This window comes from Spirochaetia bacterium, from assembly GCA_022482625.1.
Lineage (GTDB): Bacteria > Spirochaetota > Spirochaetia > Sphaerochaetales > Sphaerochaetaceae > Pleomorphochaeta.
On record JAKVOU010000001.1, the window covers coordinates 762963 to 780110 of the forward strand.

The 17148-nt window shown below is 46.8% G+C and carries 14 protein-coding genes; 3 read left to right on the forward strand and 11 right to left on the reverse strand.

Annotated features, from left to right (window positions below):
• Positions 1 to 167: 167 nt before the first annotated feature.
• On the reverse strand, positions 168 to 503 hold the full coding sequence (locus tag LKE40_03425) for a hypothetical protein (protein MCH3916519.1): 336 nt from the start codon (positions 501 to 503) through the stop codon (positions 168 to 170).
• 103 nt (positions 504 to 606) lie between these two features.
• Between LKE40_03425 and LKE40_03430 the strand changes: the two genes are divergently transcribed.
• Positions 607 to 1197 (forward strand): hypothetical protein, encoded by a 591-nt coding sequence (locus LKE40_03430; GenBank protein MCH3916520.1) that lies wholly within the window; start codon positions 607 to 609, stop codon positions 1195 to 1197.
• A 412-nt stretch (positions 1198 to 1609) separates the two neighbouring features.
• On the opposite strand, the gene LKE40_03435 is transcribed toward LKE40_03430, so the two are convergent.
• The 10 genes from LKE40_03435 to LKE40_03480 all read right to left on the reverse strand — a co-directional run bounded on the left by LKE40_03435 (position 1610) and on the right by LKE40_03480 (position 15000).
• Positions 1610 to 2674, reverse strand: coding sequence for a Fic family protein (locus LKE40_03435; protein MCH3916521.1), 1065 nt, complete (start codon positions 2672 to 2674; stop codon positions 1610 to 1612).
• 272 nt (positions 2675 to 2946) lie between these two features.
• A complete protein-coding gene (locus LKE40_03440) occupies positions 2947 to 3912 on the reverse strand; it encodes a glycerol-3-phosphate dehydrogenase (protein ID MCH3916522.1) in 966 nt (321 codons plus the stop codon).
• Positions 3913 to 4042: 130 nt separating this feature from the next.
• Complete coding sequence (locus LKE40_03445; GenBank protein ID MCH3916523.1) at positions 4043 to 7189, reverse strand: efflux RND transporter permease subunit; 3147 nt, start codon at positions 7187 to 7189, stop codon at positions 4043 to 4045.
• Complete coding sequence (locus LKE40_03450; protein ID MCH3916524.1) at positions 7186 to 8085, reverse strand: efflux RND transporter periplasmic adaptor subunit; 900 nt, start codon at positions 8083 to 8085, stop codon at positions 7186 to 7188. The genes LKE40_03445 and LKE40_03450 overlap by 4 nt, the downstream gene beginning before the upstream one ends.
• 1 nt (position 8086) lies before the next feature.
• The gene (locus LKE40_03455) at positions 8087 to 9382 is read right to left on the reverse strand and encodes a TolC family protein (GenBank protein MCH3916525.1); all 1296 of its coding nucleotides are present in this window, start codon (positions 9380 to 9382) and stop codon (positions 8087 to 8089) included.
• A 202-nt stretch (positions 9383 to 9584) separates the two neighbouring features.
• Positions 9585 to 10631, reverse strand: coding sequence for a HAMP domain-containing histidine kinase (locus LKE40_03460; protein ID MCH3916526.1), 1047 nt, complete (start codon positions 10629 to 10631; stop codon positions 9585 to 9587).
• Complete coding sequence (locus tag LKE40_03465) at positions 10624 to 11298, reverse strand: response regulator transcription factor (GenBank protein MCH3916527.1); 675 nt, start codon at positions 11296 to 11298, stop codon at positions 10624 to 10626. Before LKE40_03465 ends, LKE40_03460 begins: the two co-directional genes overlap by 8 nt.
• A gap of 67 nt (positions 11299 to 11365) precedes the next feature.
• On the reverse strand, positions 11366 to 12325 hold the full coding sequence (locus LKE40_03470; protein MCH3916528.1) for an ABC transporter permease: 960 nt from the start codon (positions 12323 to 12325) through the stop codon (positions 11366 to 11368).
• A complete protein-coding gene (locus LKE40_03475) occupies positions 12318 to 13472 on the reverse strand; it encodes an ABC transporter permease (protein MCH3916529.1) in 1155 nt (384 codons plus the stop codon). The genes LKE40_03470 and LKE40_03475 overlap by 8 nt, the downstream gene beginning before the upstream one ends.
• Positions 13465 to 15000 carry an ABC transporter ATP-binding protein gene (locus LKE40_03480; GenBank protein MCH3916530.1) on the reverse strand — a complete coding sequence of 512 codons (1536 nt, stop codon included), beginning with the start codon at positions 14998 to 15000 and terminating at the stop codon, positions 13465 to 13467. The genes LKE40_03475 and LKE40_03480 overlap by 8 nt, the downstream gene beginning before the upstream one ends.
• A gap of 271 nt (positions 15001 to 15271) precedes the next feature.
• Between LKE40_03480 and LKE40_03485 the strand changes: the two genes are divergently transcribed.
• Positions 15272 to 15778, forward strand: coding sequence for a GNAT family N-acetyltransferase (locus tag LKE40_03485; protein ID MCH3916531.1), 507 nt, complete (start codon positions 15272 to 15274; stop codon positions 15776 to 15778).
• A 152-nt stretch (positions 15779 to 15930) separates the two neighbouring features.
• Positions 15931 to 17061, forward strand: coding sequence for a BMP family ABC transporter substrate-binding protein (locus LKE40_03490; protein ID MCH3916532.1), 1131 nt, complete (start codon positions 15931 to 15933; stop codon positions 17059 to 17061).
• Positions 17062 to 17148: the final 87 nt, after the last annotated feature.

A 17148-nucleotide genomic window follows, 5' to 3' on the forward strand; every position in this document is an offset into this window, starting at 1 on the left:
CTCTTTTAAGATACAAAGTCAACCCAATTTTCATTATTATTGGCTCTGTTTTCCAAGTGTATTGCTAAGCGCTTGAAGCGACCGTCTTTTTGTAATATACTCAACATATGTTATGTAAAGACAAAGAAACCATCAGCCTTGAAACATTGGCGGAAATGCTCGGGAATCTATCGGAACAGGACCGCCAGAGGGTCATTGCATTGGCCGAACTGGCAACGGATGCTCCCGACAAGCATCGGGACAGTCCCGAGGACATGCCGCGTTGTCCCCACTGCTCCGGTGTCCATGTCCGTCGCAACGGCTTCGTCAGGGGCAAGCAGCGGTATCTCTGCAGGGATTGCGGGCGTACGTTCGGGGCGACCACCGGTTCTGTGCGATACAAGAGCAAGCACGGCAAGGAAACCTGGGAGGCCTACCTGGAGGCATTCGCCCTGAGGCTTCCCCTGCGGGAGGCCGCACGCAAGTGCGGCATAGCGCTGAGCACCTCGTTCTTCTGGCGGCACAAGATCCTCGATGCACTGGCGACGGGATCCACGGGGAACTTGCTCAGCGGCCGGGTACAGGAGGACGAGACATACATCCAGGACAACTACAAAGGCAACTGCGATGCGGAAAACCAGGGGGAAGCGGCATCGGAGCCCGGCATACAAGACCCATAGGGTGACGGGCCATCGTCATGAGAGAGGGAAAGCGACCCATACGAGGGGCTTGGGCAACCAGAAGGTCTGCGTGCCGTGCGCCATCGACGAGCAGGGGAAGACCCTGGCGAAGGCTGCCGGCAGGGGGATGGTGCAACCCCGCTACCTTTCCTTTGTCCTGGCCTCGCACCTGGGCGATGACGTGGTGATGGTGACCGACAAGAGCCGGGCAAGCCGGGAATTCTGCGCCTCGGATGGCCTGCCGGTGGTACAGCTGAAGGCGGGCATACAGGGATGCCCGGTACGAGGGCGATACAACTTGCAGAAGGTCAACAGCCTGCATAGCCGTCTTCGGGGGCTGCTGGCTGGATTCAGGGGTGTCTCCACGAAATATCTTGACGACTATCTTGCCTGGAATGGCTTCGAGGTCGAGAACCCCGGATCGAATCGCCTGGATCTGAAAACCGTATTGCTGGACAAGATGCGGACAATCGGAACATGTTCAACCTATTGGGGGATATTTCACAAGCCTCCCTTGCCTTTTCCCACTGTTGGCTAGCCCTGCAATACACTCGGAAAACAGAGCCTTATTATTTGACATAAAATATACCCAATTCCAACTGTATCTCGGCATAAAGTCAGGGCAATCAAACAAAACAACGACAAAATCAAAGTCAAATTACCTTTTTCCAGTTAGTAAAAAATGTAACAATCCAGATACTTTTATCCCATAACAGACAAGTCGAAGGACCTGCCGACACTTGGGACAGTAAAGTGAAGGCACTCAGACTGTCCTACCTTACAATGTGACCACCGAGAATATGGAACAGAGGCTGGTACCTCCATCATCGAAGCAGAAAAAATTTGCTATCTTCAGCTTTGCAAGCCTGAGAGACAAAGACCTCTGAGTCGTATCTCCCAAGTAATATAGAATACGCACAAAAACATACTTATTTTGGGCTATAGTAAGATTACTTGGGCGATTCCTGGCTGTCGGCTCTCACATAAAAGGTCGCTCTACCAACGCCCGAGCGTATGATGAAGCCTTCCTCGACAAGTGATTTCAGTGCGTTTTCTATTGATGACTTGCCGGCTGAAGGAACTATGTCCATAATCTGGCGTTTGGTAAATCTTCCAATCACACTTTCGACGGCCCTCCGTACCTGCCCAAGGCTGTTTGTTTTCTCTGATGCAAGCGTCATCCTGTCATCCAGATCGCGGTAAGCCGCAAGGATTGTCCCAAGAAGGTATTTGATGAATGGCAGAGGATTGTTTTCACCAATGTTCCAACCCTGGTCCGAAGCTGAAAGCGTGTCGTAATAGGCGTCCTTGGTCTTCGAAATTTTTGATTCCAAGCTAATGTATCTTCCTACATTGAATCCCGCCTTATACAGAAGGAGCGTGGTGAGTAACCTGCTCATCCTCCCGTTTCCGTCATTGAATGGATGGATGCAGAGAAAATCAAGGATGAAGACAGGGATGAGAATCAGAGGCTCGACTATATGGTTGCCTACCGCCCTATTGTAGTTTTCACAGATTGCCTCGATGGCACCAGGAATCTCATATGGAGCAGTTGGGAGAAAAGCAATCCACCGTTTTCCGTCGGCATCGAAGGTGTTTATCTCATTCTGCGAGTCTTTGAACTTGCCTCCGAAACCGACGTCAGCATACTGCATCAGGTCACGGTGAAGCTGGAGGATGTAGGAAGGTTTCAGGGGAATAAACTCATAATTACTGTGGATTGTATTCAGAACATCACGGTACCCAGCAATTTCTTTCTCATCTCGGTTCCTCGGGGTCGTCTTCTCTGCACAGATCTGGGCAAGACGTGAGGTCGTGGTCCGGATGCCTTCGATTGCATTCGATGATTCCGTGCTTTGTCGCTTGGCGACTTCGACAAGTCGATCGAGCATTTCAGTTTTCTGGGTTGCATACAGTTCCTGCTTTCCCTTGGCTTCGTGGATCTGGGCAATGTAGGAGATAGTCTGGCTGTCCAATTTTGAATCAGCAAGACGAGAATAATCGAATGATCTCATAGGATGCTCCTTATTTTTTCACCCAATTATCTCATAAATTTGGGCGTAAATCAAACTTTTAGGCAATTTCAGGAGATACATTCGTGGAAGTTTTAAAGAGCTGAATGATGAAGACAGAAATGCAGGACCTAGAAAGACTTCGGGAAATGATAGGCTCCGATCTGATTGCCCATATCGAGACATACCACGGACAACCCGTGGTTTTTGATCTTAAACAGACAATACTAGACTGCAATTTGCCACATAGAAAAAGTCAGCTGTTTTTTTGATTGTCAGACAAAGACAGCCTTTTCATATTCTTGGATAGTAGAATGTTCATACAAGAAGCTGTAAAGGGCATTGACGATAGGGAAATACACTTCAAGTTTCTTCTCCTGCGTGATTTCCTGCATGAGTTTTACAGTCCGGAGTCCTTCAAGGACCGTAGAACTCTTCTGTGAAGTATCAATCCTGAACCCCTTGCCCATCATAAGCCCCAACGTCCTATTCCGGGAAAGATCATTGAGACCGGTAAGTCCGAGATCTCCTACCCCGCAGTAAGTATAGATGACATGGGGATCAGCTTCGTACAGCTTGAGGAAAGAACGCATCTCCCTCACAGCCTTGGTGTAGATCAGGAAATCAACATTCGGTGAATTGAATCTCCCTGACACCAGGCCTATGGCTATGGCATACATGTTCTTCAATACGCTCAGCAGTTCAACTGCCCTGGTATCGTCACTGTAATCCAACAGGATAAGGGTATCATCCAATATTTCCTTCTTGGTTTCAATATAATCCCTACGTCTGCCACCGAAAGTGAAAGCCGAAGGACTGCCATTCATCAATTCTATGGCAAAAGTCGGCCCTTTCATACTGGCTACGCGTTCAGCAGGAATCTGGGAAGTAACGAACGTACCGTCTTCATTCATCCCCTTTGCAAGGTTGATGACCAGACAATCAGGCCGTATATATTTGCTGATAGATGTGAAGAAAGGCAGGACAGCCTTTGAAGGAATGGCAATGAAGATATAGTCAGCCTCTGCAAATCTTGGCAAATCATCAAAGGCAACGATCGATTTGTTGAGGAAACGAGTCGGATAATATTTCTTGTTTTGATGAAGGTCATTTATTTCGTTGACTACCGCCTTGTCCCGGCTGTAGAGAAATACAGTATTGTTTTTGTTCCAGGCAAGACGTTCTGCCATGGCAGTGGCAAATACGCCCGCTCCTGCAAACATAATAGTATGTTGTTCCATAGGACCAATGATAAAAACAATAGCATTTTGAATCAACAGCATAAAAGACAGTCATTGCCGACAGCAAGCAACTTCCGGCAATGACTTATGAAAATTCTTCATTCTACAGTAAAATCTGTCACTTCCATCCTTATGCCCTTTCTTTTTCTTTTTTCAGGACATCATAACGGATCAATTGATTTGCATTGGAGTCCTTGTCATTGAACATTTTCTCCAGCTTGTTCTTCTGTACGATGGAATAGACTATCGGCGTCAGAAACAAAGTAAGGAAAGCGCCCGAAATGATACCTCCGATTATGGTAACTGCCACTGGTTGCATCAGTTCACTTCCGGCTCCAGGGAAAAACCCAAGGGGAATCATACCAAGGATTGTAGTCAGGGTCGTCATCAAGATCGGACGAAGCCTGCTCTCAGCCGCCATACGGCATGCCTGCTTTACCGGGATTTTCCGGGCAACAAGGCCATTGATGGCATCGACCAATACGATGCCATTGTTGACGACGATACCCACAAGAGCAATGATACCGATCAAAGAAAACATGGTAATATCCATGCCCATGATCAGATGGATTGCAATGACACCTATGAGCAGCAACGGAATGGATACAAAGATGATGAACGGATCCTTGATAGATTCAAACTGGCTGGCCATTACGGTAAATACCAATGCCAATGCCAACAGCAATACCGTGCGGAATGTAGCATCTGCATCTGCAAAATCGCTCATCTGACCTGCCAGACTCAAATTCACCCCTTCCGGCAACACTACAGCCTTGACGACTTCCTGTACCTCTGCATTGACTTGGCTGGTACTGACACCGTCGACGGCATCAGCGGTAATATGGTTGATTCGCCGCTTGTCTTCCCTATAGATAATTGTCGGTCCTACGGAGTCTTCTATTGCAGCTATGGAATCAAGCCGGACCTTGCCGACTGATGTATCTATCATCAGGCTGCCAAGCGCAGAAATGTCATCTACGAACCTAGGAGCCAGGGTAACCACCAGATCCCTGCTGTCATTGGAATCAAAGGAAGTAATCGTAGCCGCTTTTGCACCACCGATAGCCGTGTAAAGCGTTGCCTCTATCTGACTGGCCGTAATGCCAAGTGCATCAAGCCGTTTCTGATCAGGCACTATCCTGAGCCTTGGAGCTCCGGCAACTGCATCGGATTTCAAATTCGTCACATCCGGTACCTTGCGTTTCAAGGCATCCATCAAACGGTCAGAAGCGACCTTTGCAGATTTTGAATCAGTGCTGAATATTTCAACATCGACCGCAGAGGAAGCCATCGACGCCGCGGCTTGGCTGATGGTCCATTTTGCCAATGGATTTCCCTCAAGTACAGGTCTTACCGCATCCGAAAGCTGCTGGAAATCAAGCGGTTGCTCATCAGCTGGAGGAAGTGAAATCGTCAATGTTCCCTCATTGTCTTCTGCAGTACATCTGATTGAAGTATATGCGGCAGAATCAAGCTTTGCAGAAAGTTCCTTTTCTACCCTGTCAAGCTCTTTCTCTACTACATGCTGCGAGGTACCGTCAGCATATGTCAGGGAGGCTATCATGGAATCACTGGTTTTGACCGGTGTAAGCAAGCTTTTGTTCATATGCGGCACAAATGAAACAAAGAAAAGCAACAAGGCAACGAACAGGGAAATAAGCAGCAACCTATGGTCAAGTGCATAATTGATCGACCGGCCGTAAAAGGTCGTGACTTTGCTCTCAAAGTTTGACATCTTCTGGTCCACATATGCAAGGAAACGGTTCTTCAGCGGTTGTTGCCTATGGGTTTTCATCTTAAGGATAGGTCCCGCAAGTGCCGGTACCAAGGTCGTTGCAACAATGAAGGAAAGGATCAGGCAGCTCATGATAGCAAAGAGGAAACCTTCTACCATAACGCCTATGATACCAAGTTGGTTATGGTACATATACATAGGAAAGAACACACAGACAGACGTAAGCATTGAGGCAAATACTGCAGAAGTCATTTCATGGCTACCTTCAATGGACGCTGCAAGAGGTTCCATCCCTGCTTCTTCTTTTTTGTAGATATTTTCCAAGATTACGATTGACGCATCTACAATCATGCCGATGCCAAGGATAAGGCCGCTCATGCTGACGACATTCATCGTATATCCCATCATGTTCATAAGACCTATGGTACCAAATATTGAAATCGGCATGGAAAGCGAAATTATAAAAGCCGCCTTGCGGTTCCTGAGAAAAATGAAAATAATCAGGGCAGCCAGCAAAATGCCCTCAATGGCATTGATACCTACGCTGTTGATGGTAGAAGCTACAAAAGCGGTATTATCCGAATAGGTCTGCAGGGTAACACCACCAGGGAGGAGAGCCTGTATAGACGGAAGTGCCTTCTTGACTGCCTTGACAACCTGGATGGAATTGGAATCGCTGGTATTGGCAATATCCAAGGCAACAGCCGGTTTTCCATCAATGGTAACATGGCTGCTGTCATTTGTCGAAACATAGGCGAGTCCTGCAACATCCTTGACACGGACGGTATGCCCATCTACCGTTTCAATAGCCGTATCCAGTATCTGAGACGGTTTTTGATAACGGGTGTCAATGACGATCGAATACTTATAGGAGGAAGTATCCTCGATGCTCCCCAACGTGCCAAGAAGCGTGCGGGGTGCAACGGCTGCAACAACCTGGGACAGGGTAAGTCCAAGTGCAGCAAGTCTGTTCGGATCAACTTGGATCTGGTATTCCTTGGTATCAAGACCACCCTCCGTTACCTTTGATACTCCTTCCACTCTTCCCAAGGCAGGCTTGATGATATTGTTTATTGCATCAAGTTTGACAGTGTCAGAGGCTTCTCCTGAAACAATCAGGCTCATGATATCATCATTGCTGCCGACATCGTAGGTCAGCACCGAAGGCATATTGGCCCAAGAAGGAAGACTTGATACCACAGCCTGGACCTTATTGTTTACATCCATCATCTTTGTATGCAAATCTGTACCATAGTCAAACTGCAGGATGATATAGGCATATCCAGTGCCAGACTGGCTATGCATGGTATCAAGGGACTCCAAGGAATCCAGGGAATCTTCAAGTGGCTTTACGACTTGTTCTTCAATCTCATCAGGACCTGCAGAGGGACAGGGCACACTGACGGAAATGACAGGAAGTGTTACCTTGGGGAACTGTGACGTCGCAAGGTGTGGAAATGCCATAACAACCAAAACCATTGCAAGCAGGAAGGCCATCAGTACCGTAACAGGTTTCCTGACAGAGAATTCACCGAGTCTCATTCTACTACCTCCACTTTTTCTCCATCGGCAAGACCGGTATCCATCAGCAGCATATCTCCCTCGCCTATACCAGAGACAACGATACTGTCCTTTTCATTTGCATCAGACAGGACGACTTCAGTCTTCACGGCACTGCCATCCTTGTAGATGTACACATATTGCTTGCCATTGTCCGTAAGAATCAGGTCATTCGGTACCAACAGCTGTCCCTCACTGCTTTCAAGTACCAGATTCATCTGCACATACATACCGCTTGCAAGATCGGAGGTATCAGCAAGAGAAAACCAGACGGAAAATGTTCTTGTTGCAGGAGAAATCTGTTCATCCTTTCCGATCAAGACAGCCGTCTGTGGTCTATCAGGCTGGGCTTCGGTATAGAAATAAGCCTCCATGCCTTTCTTGACTGTCAGGTAATATTTCTCAGGATAGGAGGTCTTCAGCTGGAGATCCCCTATTTGGGAAATGACAATGATCGTAGAACCGGAAGTAATCCTTCCGCCGTCTACCACACCAACGCTCGATACGATACCGGCCATGGGTGCAGTCACATGGGTTACCACATACTCATTGCCTGGGGTAGAAGGATCAATTTCACAGATAGGTTCCCCCTTCGTAACCGTATTCCCTTCCTTGACGGCAATGTTGCCGACAGTTCCAGTGACAACGGCAGCAAGGTTATAGTCATGTACGCTGTTGTATATTTCCCCACCGCTTGTCAGTATTTTCTTGAAATCACTTCTTATAATTCTCATTCCTTTCACAGGAACTACGATTTCTGTTTCGGCCTTTACAGAAGAAGTTTCTGTCTTTCTTTGGAATGTATTAATATAAGTAGTGGCAATCAAAGCAATTATAGCAACAATTAAAATTAGTGTAACTACACGTCTTTTCTTCATTTCAGTTTATCTCCATGTATAATTTTTCAGGTGTAACTTCCAATAATGCTGACAATGAATATACTGAAAGTGTATAGTTAAGCTGGTCCTGAAGAATTGCCAGCTGTGTTTTTTCAAAAGTCATCTGTGCATCCTCGTAATCCAAGTATGTTGATTTACCATCCCGATACTGACTTTCGACCATGTCACGTTGGTAAGTAACAAAATCGAGCTGGTCTTTTTCCAGTGCATATGCACGCACATAACTTTCTATCTTGTAAAGCGTACTGCGTAAGCTGCTCAGTGAAGACTGTTTTGCAGCATCCAACTGCGTCTGTGCAATCTGCCGGTCCAACACTGCCTTGTTGGCCGAATTTGCTGCTGTACTGTGAGCAACATGCCCCCCGAGTGGAATCGAGACAGCGACCGTACCGCTGGCCGTATCACCGAAGAATGTCGAGGAAGTACCCGAAGTGCTGCTCCAACTCCCATCATAACCAAGGTTACCTGAACTGAAGCTGAAGGAAACTACAGGTGCCATCGAACTTGCCTTGGTCAATTCTTCCTGCAATGCTGCCGTTTCAACGGCATTAGCCGCAGTTCGCACCCCGCAGGTCTTCATGACATAGGGTAAAAGTTCTTCTGCAGATTTCAGAGACCGCACTTCAAGCATGACGTCAAAGCTCCCGTCTACATCAAGTCCCGTAACCTGTGAAAGTATTTCAAAAGCCTGCTGCTTTCCCATTTCTGCATCGTCAACGGCTTTCTGCGCTTTCTGTACGCTATACTGAGATTGCTTCATTGAAAGCTTCGTGATCTTTCCATCCGTAAAACGTTCTTGTGCGGCAGTATATTGCTTCTTTGCATTTTCAAGTGCCTGTTCCAAAATAGGAGCTTGGAATACATAGCCGGCTGCGGTCCAATAATCCTGAAGCAAGGTAGTTTCAACATCGATTCTCTGGCTTTCCAATGCCAAGGCAGAAGAAACCACACTCAGGTCCTTGATATCCTGTTGCAATCCCAAGGTACTGTCCAAGGAAAGTGACACTTCCAAGCCCATGGCAACAGACAAGCCGGAAACCGATCCACTGTCACTCAACGGAACAAGGGTACCGGTAGCACTGCCGACAAGGAAAATATCAGGAATAAGAGGATTGACCTGTGCATTGCCTTGGCTTTCTTCAAGTTTCAGTTGCTGTACATGCAAGGCAAGGTCAGTCCCGACAGCGCCTTTCTTTGCATCTTCCAAGGAAAGGGCAGCAAGGTTTCCCAAACCAATTGCTGTCAGAAGGATGATAGATAGTATATTTCTGTTCAATTGTCGTTTCTCCTCTATCTTGGTTACGGGTACAACCTACAGAAGAAACATAAACTGAACATAAACTTTGAAAAAATAATTGGAATCTGAAAGGAAAAGCATACCTGACAAGACAAAAAATCAGATGCACGCCCAAAGGATGGCATCTGATGCAATCACACAGCGACAAAATACGTAATTATGGATGCAACCGATAAAAATCTTATTTCTGTTCAGGAAAGACAAGGGAAAACTTCACATAGCCTTCACGGGAGCAATCAAGCAGGATACTGCCTCCATGCAGCTGCATGACACGGCTGACAATTGACAAGCCGATACCATTGCCCTGCGAAGTATGGCTTGCATCGCTTTGATAGAACTTATCAAATACGTGTTCCTGTTCATCTTCCGTCAGGCTACCTTCATTGGTAACATAGCAACTGTTTCCTACCGTTCCCACGGCAAGTACAGAATAATCAGGAGCGAATTTAAGCGCATTTGTCAAAAGGTTCAATATGGCTTCCTTCAGCAGGCCTTCATTGCCGCTGACAATAAGTTCGTCATCCAATCCAAGGTCAAGTTCAAGATGCCGGGCTTCCCACTGAGGTTGCAGCAACAACAGCTCGCGTCGTGCGATTTCTGAGACATCGCATGCTTTTCGCTCTGGTAGGATCACCGTATTCTCAATCCTTGAAAGCAACAGCATATTCTGTGACAAATCGGAAAGACGAGTCGATTCCTCTGCAATGATCCGAAGATACTGTTTCTCCTTGTCAGCAGAAAGGTCACCTTCTTCCAATATCTTTGCAAATCCGGCAATGGAAACAATCGGAGTCTTGAATTCATGCGAAAAATTATCTATGAAGTCATTGCTGAGCACAGTCTTTTTCTCTAGTTCCCTTGAAAGAAGATTGAAACTATGCTGCAATTCCCTGATTTCTATGATGTTTCCTGTCCCTTCTTTACATTCCAGTCCGAACTTCCCTGTCGCCAGTTGCTTCATTCCCTCGTTGATCTCCAGCAACGGCTTGAGCCTTACCCTGATCATAAAACTGAAAAGTACTACGACAATAATAAAAACCAATAAAACAAAAAAATCCAACCATTCCCAATAAGCAAGCTGAGAAATCAAATTCAAGATCAGACTGAAATCAAGGCCACCGTGTGTCAATATAAGCAAGGAAACAAAAAATCCGATAATGAGAATTGCCATCATGATTGCTGCATATAACGTAAGCTGCGTAACCAATTCATGCTGTTTCCTAGCCATGGATGACTCCTTTGTAACCTAGGCCCCGTACCGTTACGATTTCAAATTCATCCCACCCTGCAAAGCGTTGCCGTAGCCGGTTGATATGCACGTTTATCGTCGATGCATCAGAAGTAGAATCCAAGCCCCATATCTCATCAAGCAACTGCAACCTGGTGAAAATCTGCCCAGGATAGGACAGAAGCTTGTACAGCAGGAAGAATTCCTTGGGAGGAAGTTCCGTACTGACACCATCCTTTTCTACCTCACAGCTATTGTACCGGAGTGAGACCTGCCCAATCTTGATGCACGCTTCACTGGCAATCCTTGATCGCCTGAGCAAAGCCTTGATCCGAAGGATCAGTTCATCCTCATCAACAGGTTTTACCATATAATCATCAATACCGGAGATAAAACCTTTCTTCACAGAGGTTTTCTCACCTCTTGCGGTCACCATGAGGATAGGAACCATCGAATGTTCACTGCGCAATTTGTTGGAAAAATCCAACCCATTCATCCTCGGCAACATCTGGTCAAGGAGAATAAGATCTACAAAATTCGCCCTAAGGACTTTCAAAGCTTCAAGGCCATCTCCAGCCTCAAGAGCACCATATCCGTGTTTCTGAAGAATTGTCGTCAACAACATCCGCGTATGCAGATCGTCATCCACGACCAAAATGGATAACATGGTCATTTCTCCTCAATATCAAGGCCAAGGCTCAAAAAAACAGGACATCCATATGGTCAAATATCGCCTACCTCTTGCTCTGATCATAGATTTCACCCAAGGCACGGGGAGCATGGTTGGTCTGGGAAAAGAAAATCAGAAGCACAAGTGTCAATATATAAGGCAGTGTCAGTACCAAATCACTGTAGCTGCTCGGAAGTCCCAGTTTCTGGACGATCACATACCCAGCACTCCTTGCAAAGCCAAAGATGATGCAGGCAAGGAATGTCGGACCGATCTTCCAGTTGCCGAAGATGTAGGAAGCAATGGCAAGATAACCGAATCCCATATAGATGCTTGGAGAAAAATTGGTTGAAATGGAATAAGCAAAGCACATACCTCCAAGCCCAGCCATGGCACCGCTGACCATCACGGCCCCGAAACGGATCTTCTCAACATTCCCACCGGCAGCCGCTACGGCATGCGGGTTGTCACCGCAGGCCCTGATCCGCATCCCCGTAGGTGTACGGTAAAGGATATACCACATCACAAGCGCCACGCCTATGATGATGAACTCGAAGGTATACATATCGGTAAAGAATGCCCCGACAAACGGAATCTTTGAAATACCAGGGACAGTCACCTTAGGGAAAACTTCCAGCATGAATTTGTTGGAAGCCTGCCCGAACAGGGAAGCATTGAGCTGGTTGGCAAGGAATGCAGTCAATGCCGTAGCCAGCATGTTGATCACCACGCCACTGATCACCTGGTCAGCCTTGAAGGTAATGCACAGCACTGCATGGATGATTGCAAAGATTGCTCCGCCTATCATTGCAAAGAGCAATGAAAGGTAAATCAAAGCCAAGGGATTTGAAGCAAAGTGCGGTGTAAGGAGAGCAACCATGAAACCACCGCAGAAAGCACCGAAGCCAAGCAAGCCTTCCAATGCAAGGTTGGTGATACCGCTGCCTTCACTATAGATACCGCCGATTGCAATGATGAACAACGGAAGGGAAAAAGACAGCCCGTCAATGATGATATTATTCATGCTTTGCCTCCGAATCAAGGATTTCTCCATAGTAGCGCCCTGCCAACGATCTGAAGAAGACGCCACAGGCACTGAACAGCAGCAGGATACTGGTAATCAGTGAAGCAATTTCTCTCAGCACTCCCAGTCTCGATGACATATAGGTAGTTCCTGAATTGAATATCATCACCAGCAAGGAAGCAAAGAAACAACCTACCGGCGTTGAATTTCCAAGCAAGGCAACGGCTATGGCATCAAAGCCCAAAGAGGGAACTACCCTCGGCTGTATGGAGGCATAACTACCAAGGTAATAGGAAACACCGGCAAGACCTGCAAGGGCTCCGCTGATCACCATCGTGATTATCATCGTCCTGCCGACTTTCATTCCTGCATAACGGGAAGCTTTCCTGTTGCTTCCTACGGCCTTGAGTTCAAAGCCTAGCCGTGTCCGCTGCAAAAGGAAACGGATAAGAAAAATACAGATGATGGCAAGCGGCATTACCAAGGTAATGTTCATTCTGAGGCCAAAGGCCTGTACATCCATCAGCGTCAGCCGGGCATTCTGTCCGATTTCCACCGATTGCCTGGTAACTGGATCAATGAAATCGGTCCTAATGAAGAAACTGACGATATAGCTGATGATATAATTGAACATGATGGCAACGACAACTTCATTCATGTTGAACCGATACTTAAGCCAGCCTATCAAGGCTCCGAGCGCACCTCCGAACAGAATACCGATCAGCACGACCAAGATTCGCGCCAGAGGAGCTGAAATCGACGGATTATAGCCGACAAGGACTGTAGCCATCACCCCTGAAAGGACCATCATGCCTGACACGCAGATGTTGAACAAGCCACATTTGAGAGCAATTGCTACCGAAAGGGAAGCAAAGACCATCGGTGTCGCATAGTTCAGCAAGGAAAGTAAATCCGTCAGCTGGTTTTTCCTACCGGGATACCGGAGCTTGGGAAGGCAACCGGCTCCCTGAAGGATACTCCCATAGGCAACAAAGGGATTCTTGCCCAATGACAGAAGCAATATGGCCCCTGCAAGCAAGCTGAGGACAATGCAGAAAAGTGAAGTCCGCAGCAACTGGTGCTTACCGGGACCGCAGAAACGGACCATCAGCCTTTTCATCGGATTGATCTTGATCTCATTACTCATGGTGAGCCCCCATCATGTATTCGCCGACTTGGTTCTTTGAAAGATCACCGGCTTTTCGGATTGTCTGTACCTTTCCGTTGTACATTACCAGTATGGTATCTGCCAGTTCCATGATCTCATCGAGTTCAAGGGAAATAAGCAAAACAGCCTTGCCTTTGTCTCTGAGGCTTTCGATTTTTTCGTGTATGGTGGATATTGCCCCTATATCCAACCCTCTCGTAGGCTGTACGAATATGAACAGATCGGAATCAAGGAAAAGCTCCCTGGCCACGATTGCCTTCTGCTGGTTGCCGCCGCTCATGCTCCTTACTGACGTATGGACTCCGTCACTGCAACGGATATCGTATTCTTTGATAAGCTGTTCACCGGTCCTGTTGAATTGATCAAAATCAAGGATTCCATGCGGGGAACAGTATGGCTTGTGATAGTATTGCTTGAGACAAAGGTTATCGGCAAGATCAAAGTCCAGCAACAGACCTACATTGTGGCGATCTTCCGGAATGTAGGAAATACCTTTCTCGCTACGTTGGCGGATATCAAGTCCAGAAATATCCTCTCCGTTCATTTCAATCGAACCGCCTGCCATGTCTGTCATACCTGCAATGGCATCGGCAATTTCAACCTGCCCGTTTCCTGCAACTCCTGCGACTGCCAGGATTTCTCCCCCGTGTACGGTAAAGGAAACATCATCAACCACCGTATAGCCATCGCTGTTACGCACGGAAAGATGCTTTACATCCAAGACTACCCTTCCGCTTTCAAGTGGTTTCTTTTCTATATCCAGGACAACTTCATGGCCGACCATCAGAGCTGCCATCGTCTGCGTGGAAGTCGTCTTCACATCAAGGACATCTATCAGCTTGCCTTTGCACAGGATAGCACAACGGTCTGCAATCTTTTTGATTTCATCCAATTTATGGGTAATGAGAATGATAGTCTTTCCCCCGTCACGCAAGGACTTGATGACATCAAGCAAAGAATCAATCTCCTGAGGTGTAAGTACTGCAGTCGGTTCATCAAAGATAAGGATTTCTGCATTGCGATAGAGCATTTTCAGTATTTCTACCCTTTGTCTGGCAGAAACAGGAAGGTCTGCTATCATGTCCATCGGATTTACTTCCAGGTTGTAGCGCTGGGAAAGCTCCTTCACTTCCCGATTTGCCCGGGCAAGGTCTACCTTGCTGAAGAGTCCCAGCTTTTTCTTGACGGGCTCAATGCCAAGGATGATGTTCTCAGCAACCGTCTGGTTTTCTACCAGTCTGAAATGCTGATGGACCATACCGATATTCAGACGGTTTGCTTCCAATGGAGAATCAATATTGACTTTCTGACCCCTGATATAGATTTCACCCTCATCAGGTTCATATAGACCGAAGAGTACACTCATCAGTGTGGATTTCCCTGCACCGTTTTCTCCCAAAAGTGCGAATATCTCACCTTTTCGAACTTCAAGGGAAATGTCGTCGTTGGCAACGATCTTGGGAAAGCGCTTGGTAATATGACGCAATTCAACTAGATTTTCTGCCATTGCAATCTCCTTATCCATATAATCTGCAACAGGCATTTCCCATAGGAAACCGAGACAAAGCCTGCCATAATAACTTTTAAAAATTCTATGCGATAAGCCAAAATTATCCAAGAGGTATGGATATCAAGGTACACAACATCTGCACCACCACAGAGAAAAAGGGCAAATGCCATCCCTTCCTTCTGACATATCACACTATTGCAACTACGGTGAGCCGCTTATTGACGAAACTTATAAAGGAAGCATATGCTAGCGTACAAGGAGCAGGAAAGTGCAGGAAAACATCATAATCAGAGCAGCTACGGAACAGGATGCAGAAGCAGTCATCGCACATATGAAAATGATAGGGGATGAGACCGATAACCTCACTTTCGATTCAAAGGCTCTTGAAGGACTCACCGTGGCGACTGAAGCATCTTTTCTAAAATCCCAACAAGAACGTGCATCCTTTCTTATTGCCGTTGATGGCAACGAGGTCATCGGCAGTGCCAACTTTTCAATCGGAGGCAGAAAAAGGATCAGACATGTAGGAGAGCTGGGAATTGCCGTCCAGAAAAAATACTGGGGACAGGGAATCGGCAGTGCTTTGCTGGAACGGGTCATCGCGAACGCAAAGGCCGCAGGTATCAGGAAACTGAATCTTACCGTAAGATCTGACAACCAAGAAGCTATCCGACTCTACAAGAAATTCGGTTTCTGCCATGAAGGTACTACTTCCAGGATGTTTTGCATAGGAAACCAATGGATTTGTGGTGAGTACTTCGGGCTTGAACTGTAGCATGACCGTTTTTCGGACAGATATGCATCACCCCTTTTGAGAGAGTGCATTTTGTTCAGCTTTCTCTGTTGCACAACATGCCTGTTTTGTCTTACGATTATAGGTATTGGAACCGATGTATGGTGAAAACGGTTCAAGGGAGAAATAAGCATATGAAAAAAGCACTGAGTGTATTGCTGGCAACAGCAATGTGCGCTGGTCTGGTCTTTGCAAACGGAACCACTGAACAGCCGGCAGCAAAGAAAGGTCTGAAGATTACCATCATCACCACCCCATCCGGTGTAGATGACGGCTCCTTCAACGAAGACAACTACAATGGTATCCTGGACTTCATCAAAGATAATCCGGGAGCAACAGTCAAACCGATCAGAGAACCCAGCGGTGACGTAGCAAAGGCACTGAAGGCCGCCGGAGACGTAGTAGCCGATTACGATGTAGAAGTATGCACTGGATTCCAGTTTGCAGGTATAAGCCAGCTCGCAATTGATAATCCTGACACAAAGTTCATCCTTGTTGACACCTATCCTACCGATCCGAAGGATCCAAGCAAGAACATCGTGCTTGACAATATCTATGCAATGCAGTTTGCTGAGCAGGAAAGTGGTTTCTTCGCAGGAATGGCTGCAGCCCTGGAAACAAAGACCGGAAAAGTAGCCGTAGTCAATGGAGTAGCCTATCCTTCAAACGTAAACTACCAGTATGGTTTCGAATGCGGCGTAAAATATGCCAATGCCAAGTATGAAACAAAAACTCAGTGCGTAGAACTTGCTTCCCAGGCCGGCACTGATGTAACAGGAGCAAATGTGGGTGGTAACTACATCGGTTCCTTTGCTGACGAAGCAACAGGCAAGGTCGTCGGCGAACAGCTGATTGAAAAAGGTTGTGATATCCTCTTTGTCGCAGCCGGCGGAAGCGGCAACGGTGTATTCACCGCAGCAAAGGAAAGCAACGGAGCCTGCAAGGTCATCGGATGTGACGTAGACCAGTGGAATGACGGAGTAAACGGTGACAGCAATATCATCCTTACCAGCGTACTGAAAGTCATGAGACCGAATGTAAAGCGAGTCCTTACTGAAATCAACAACGGTACTTTCAAAGGGGGAAATTACCTGTTGAAGGCAGATAGCGATTCTACCGGTTACGTAAAGACCCCAGGACATAACCAGCTCAGTGCAGCAACGATAGAAAAGCTCGACGCAGCTTACCAGCTGGTCAAGAGTGGAAAAATCGTTCCCGCTTCGAATTTCGGAGGTTTCACACCGGAGCAGTTCAAAGTCGACTGATACTGACAATCAAACGACTTCAGAAAAGGGCTGCCGAAAAAAAAGGCAGCCCTTTTTTTCAACTTCTGTGAAATCATTATTTCAATT

Coding starts and splice junctions, on each gene's coding strand:
- LKE40_03435 (MCH3916521.1), bottom strand. CDS start 2,674: ATGAGATCATTCGATTATTCTCGTCTTGCTGATTCAAAATTGGACAGC.
- LKE40_03490 (MCH3916532.1), top strand. CDS start 15,931: ATGAAAAAAGCACTGAGTGTATTGCTGGCAACAGCAATGTGCGCTGGT.
- LKE40_03470 (MCH3916528.1), bottom strand. CDS start 12,325: ATGAATAATATCATCATTGACGGGCTGTCTTTTTCCCTTCCGTTGTTC.
- LKE40_03450 (MCH3916524.1), bottom strand. CDS start 8,085: ATGAAGAAAAGACGTGTAGTTACACTAATTTTAATTGTTGCTATAATT.
- LKE40_03480 (MCH3916530.1), bottom strand. CDS start 15,000: ATGGCAGAAAATCTAGTTGAATTGCGTCATATTACCAAGCGCTTTCCC.
- LKE40_03445 (MCH3916523.1), bottom strand. CDS start 7,189: ATGAGACTCGGTGAATTCTCTGTCAGGAAACCTGTTACGGTACTGATG.
- LKE40_03465 (MCH3916527.1), bottom strand. CDS start 11,298: ATGTTATCCATTTTGGTCGTGGATGACGATCTGCATACGCGGATGTTG.
- LKE40_03475 (MCH3916529.1), bottom strand. CDS start 13,472: ATGAGTAATGAGATCAAGATCAATCCGATGAAAAGGCTGATGGTCCGT.
- LKE40_03430 (MCH3916520.1), top strand. CDS start 607: ATGCGGAAAACCAGGGGGAAGCGGCATCGGAGCCCGGCATACAAGACC.
- LKE40_03460 (MCH3916526.1), bottom strand. CDS start 10,631: ATGGCTAGGAAACAGCATGAATTGGTTACGCAGCTTACGTTATATGCA.
- LKE40_03440 (MCH3916522.1), bottom strand. CDS start 3,912: ATGGAACAACATACTATTATGTTTGCAGGAGCGGGCGTATTTGCCACT.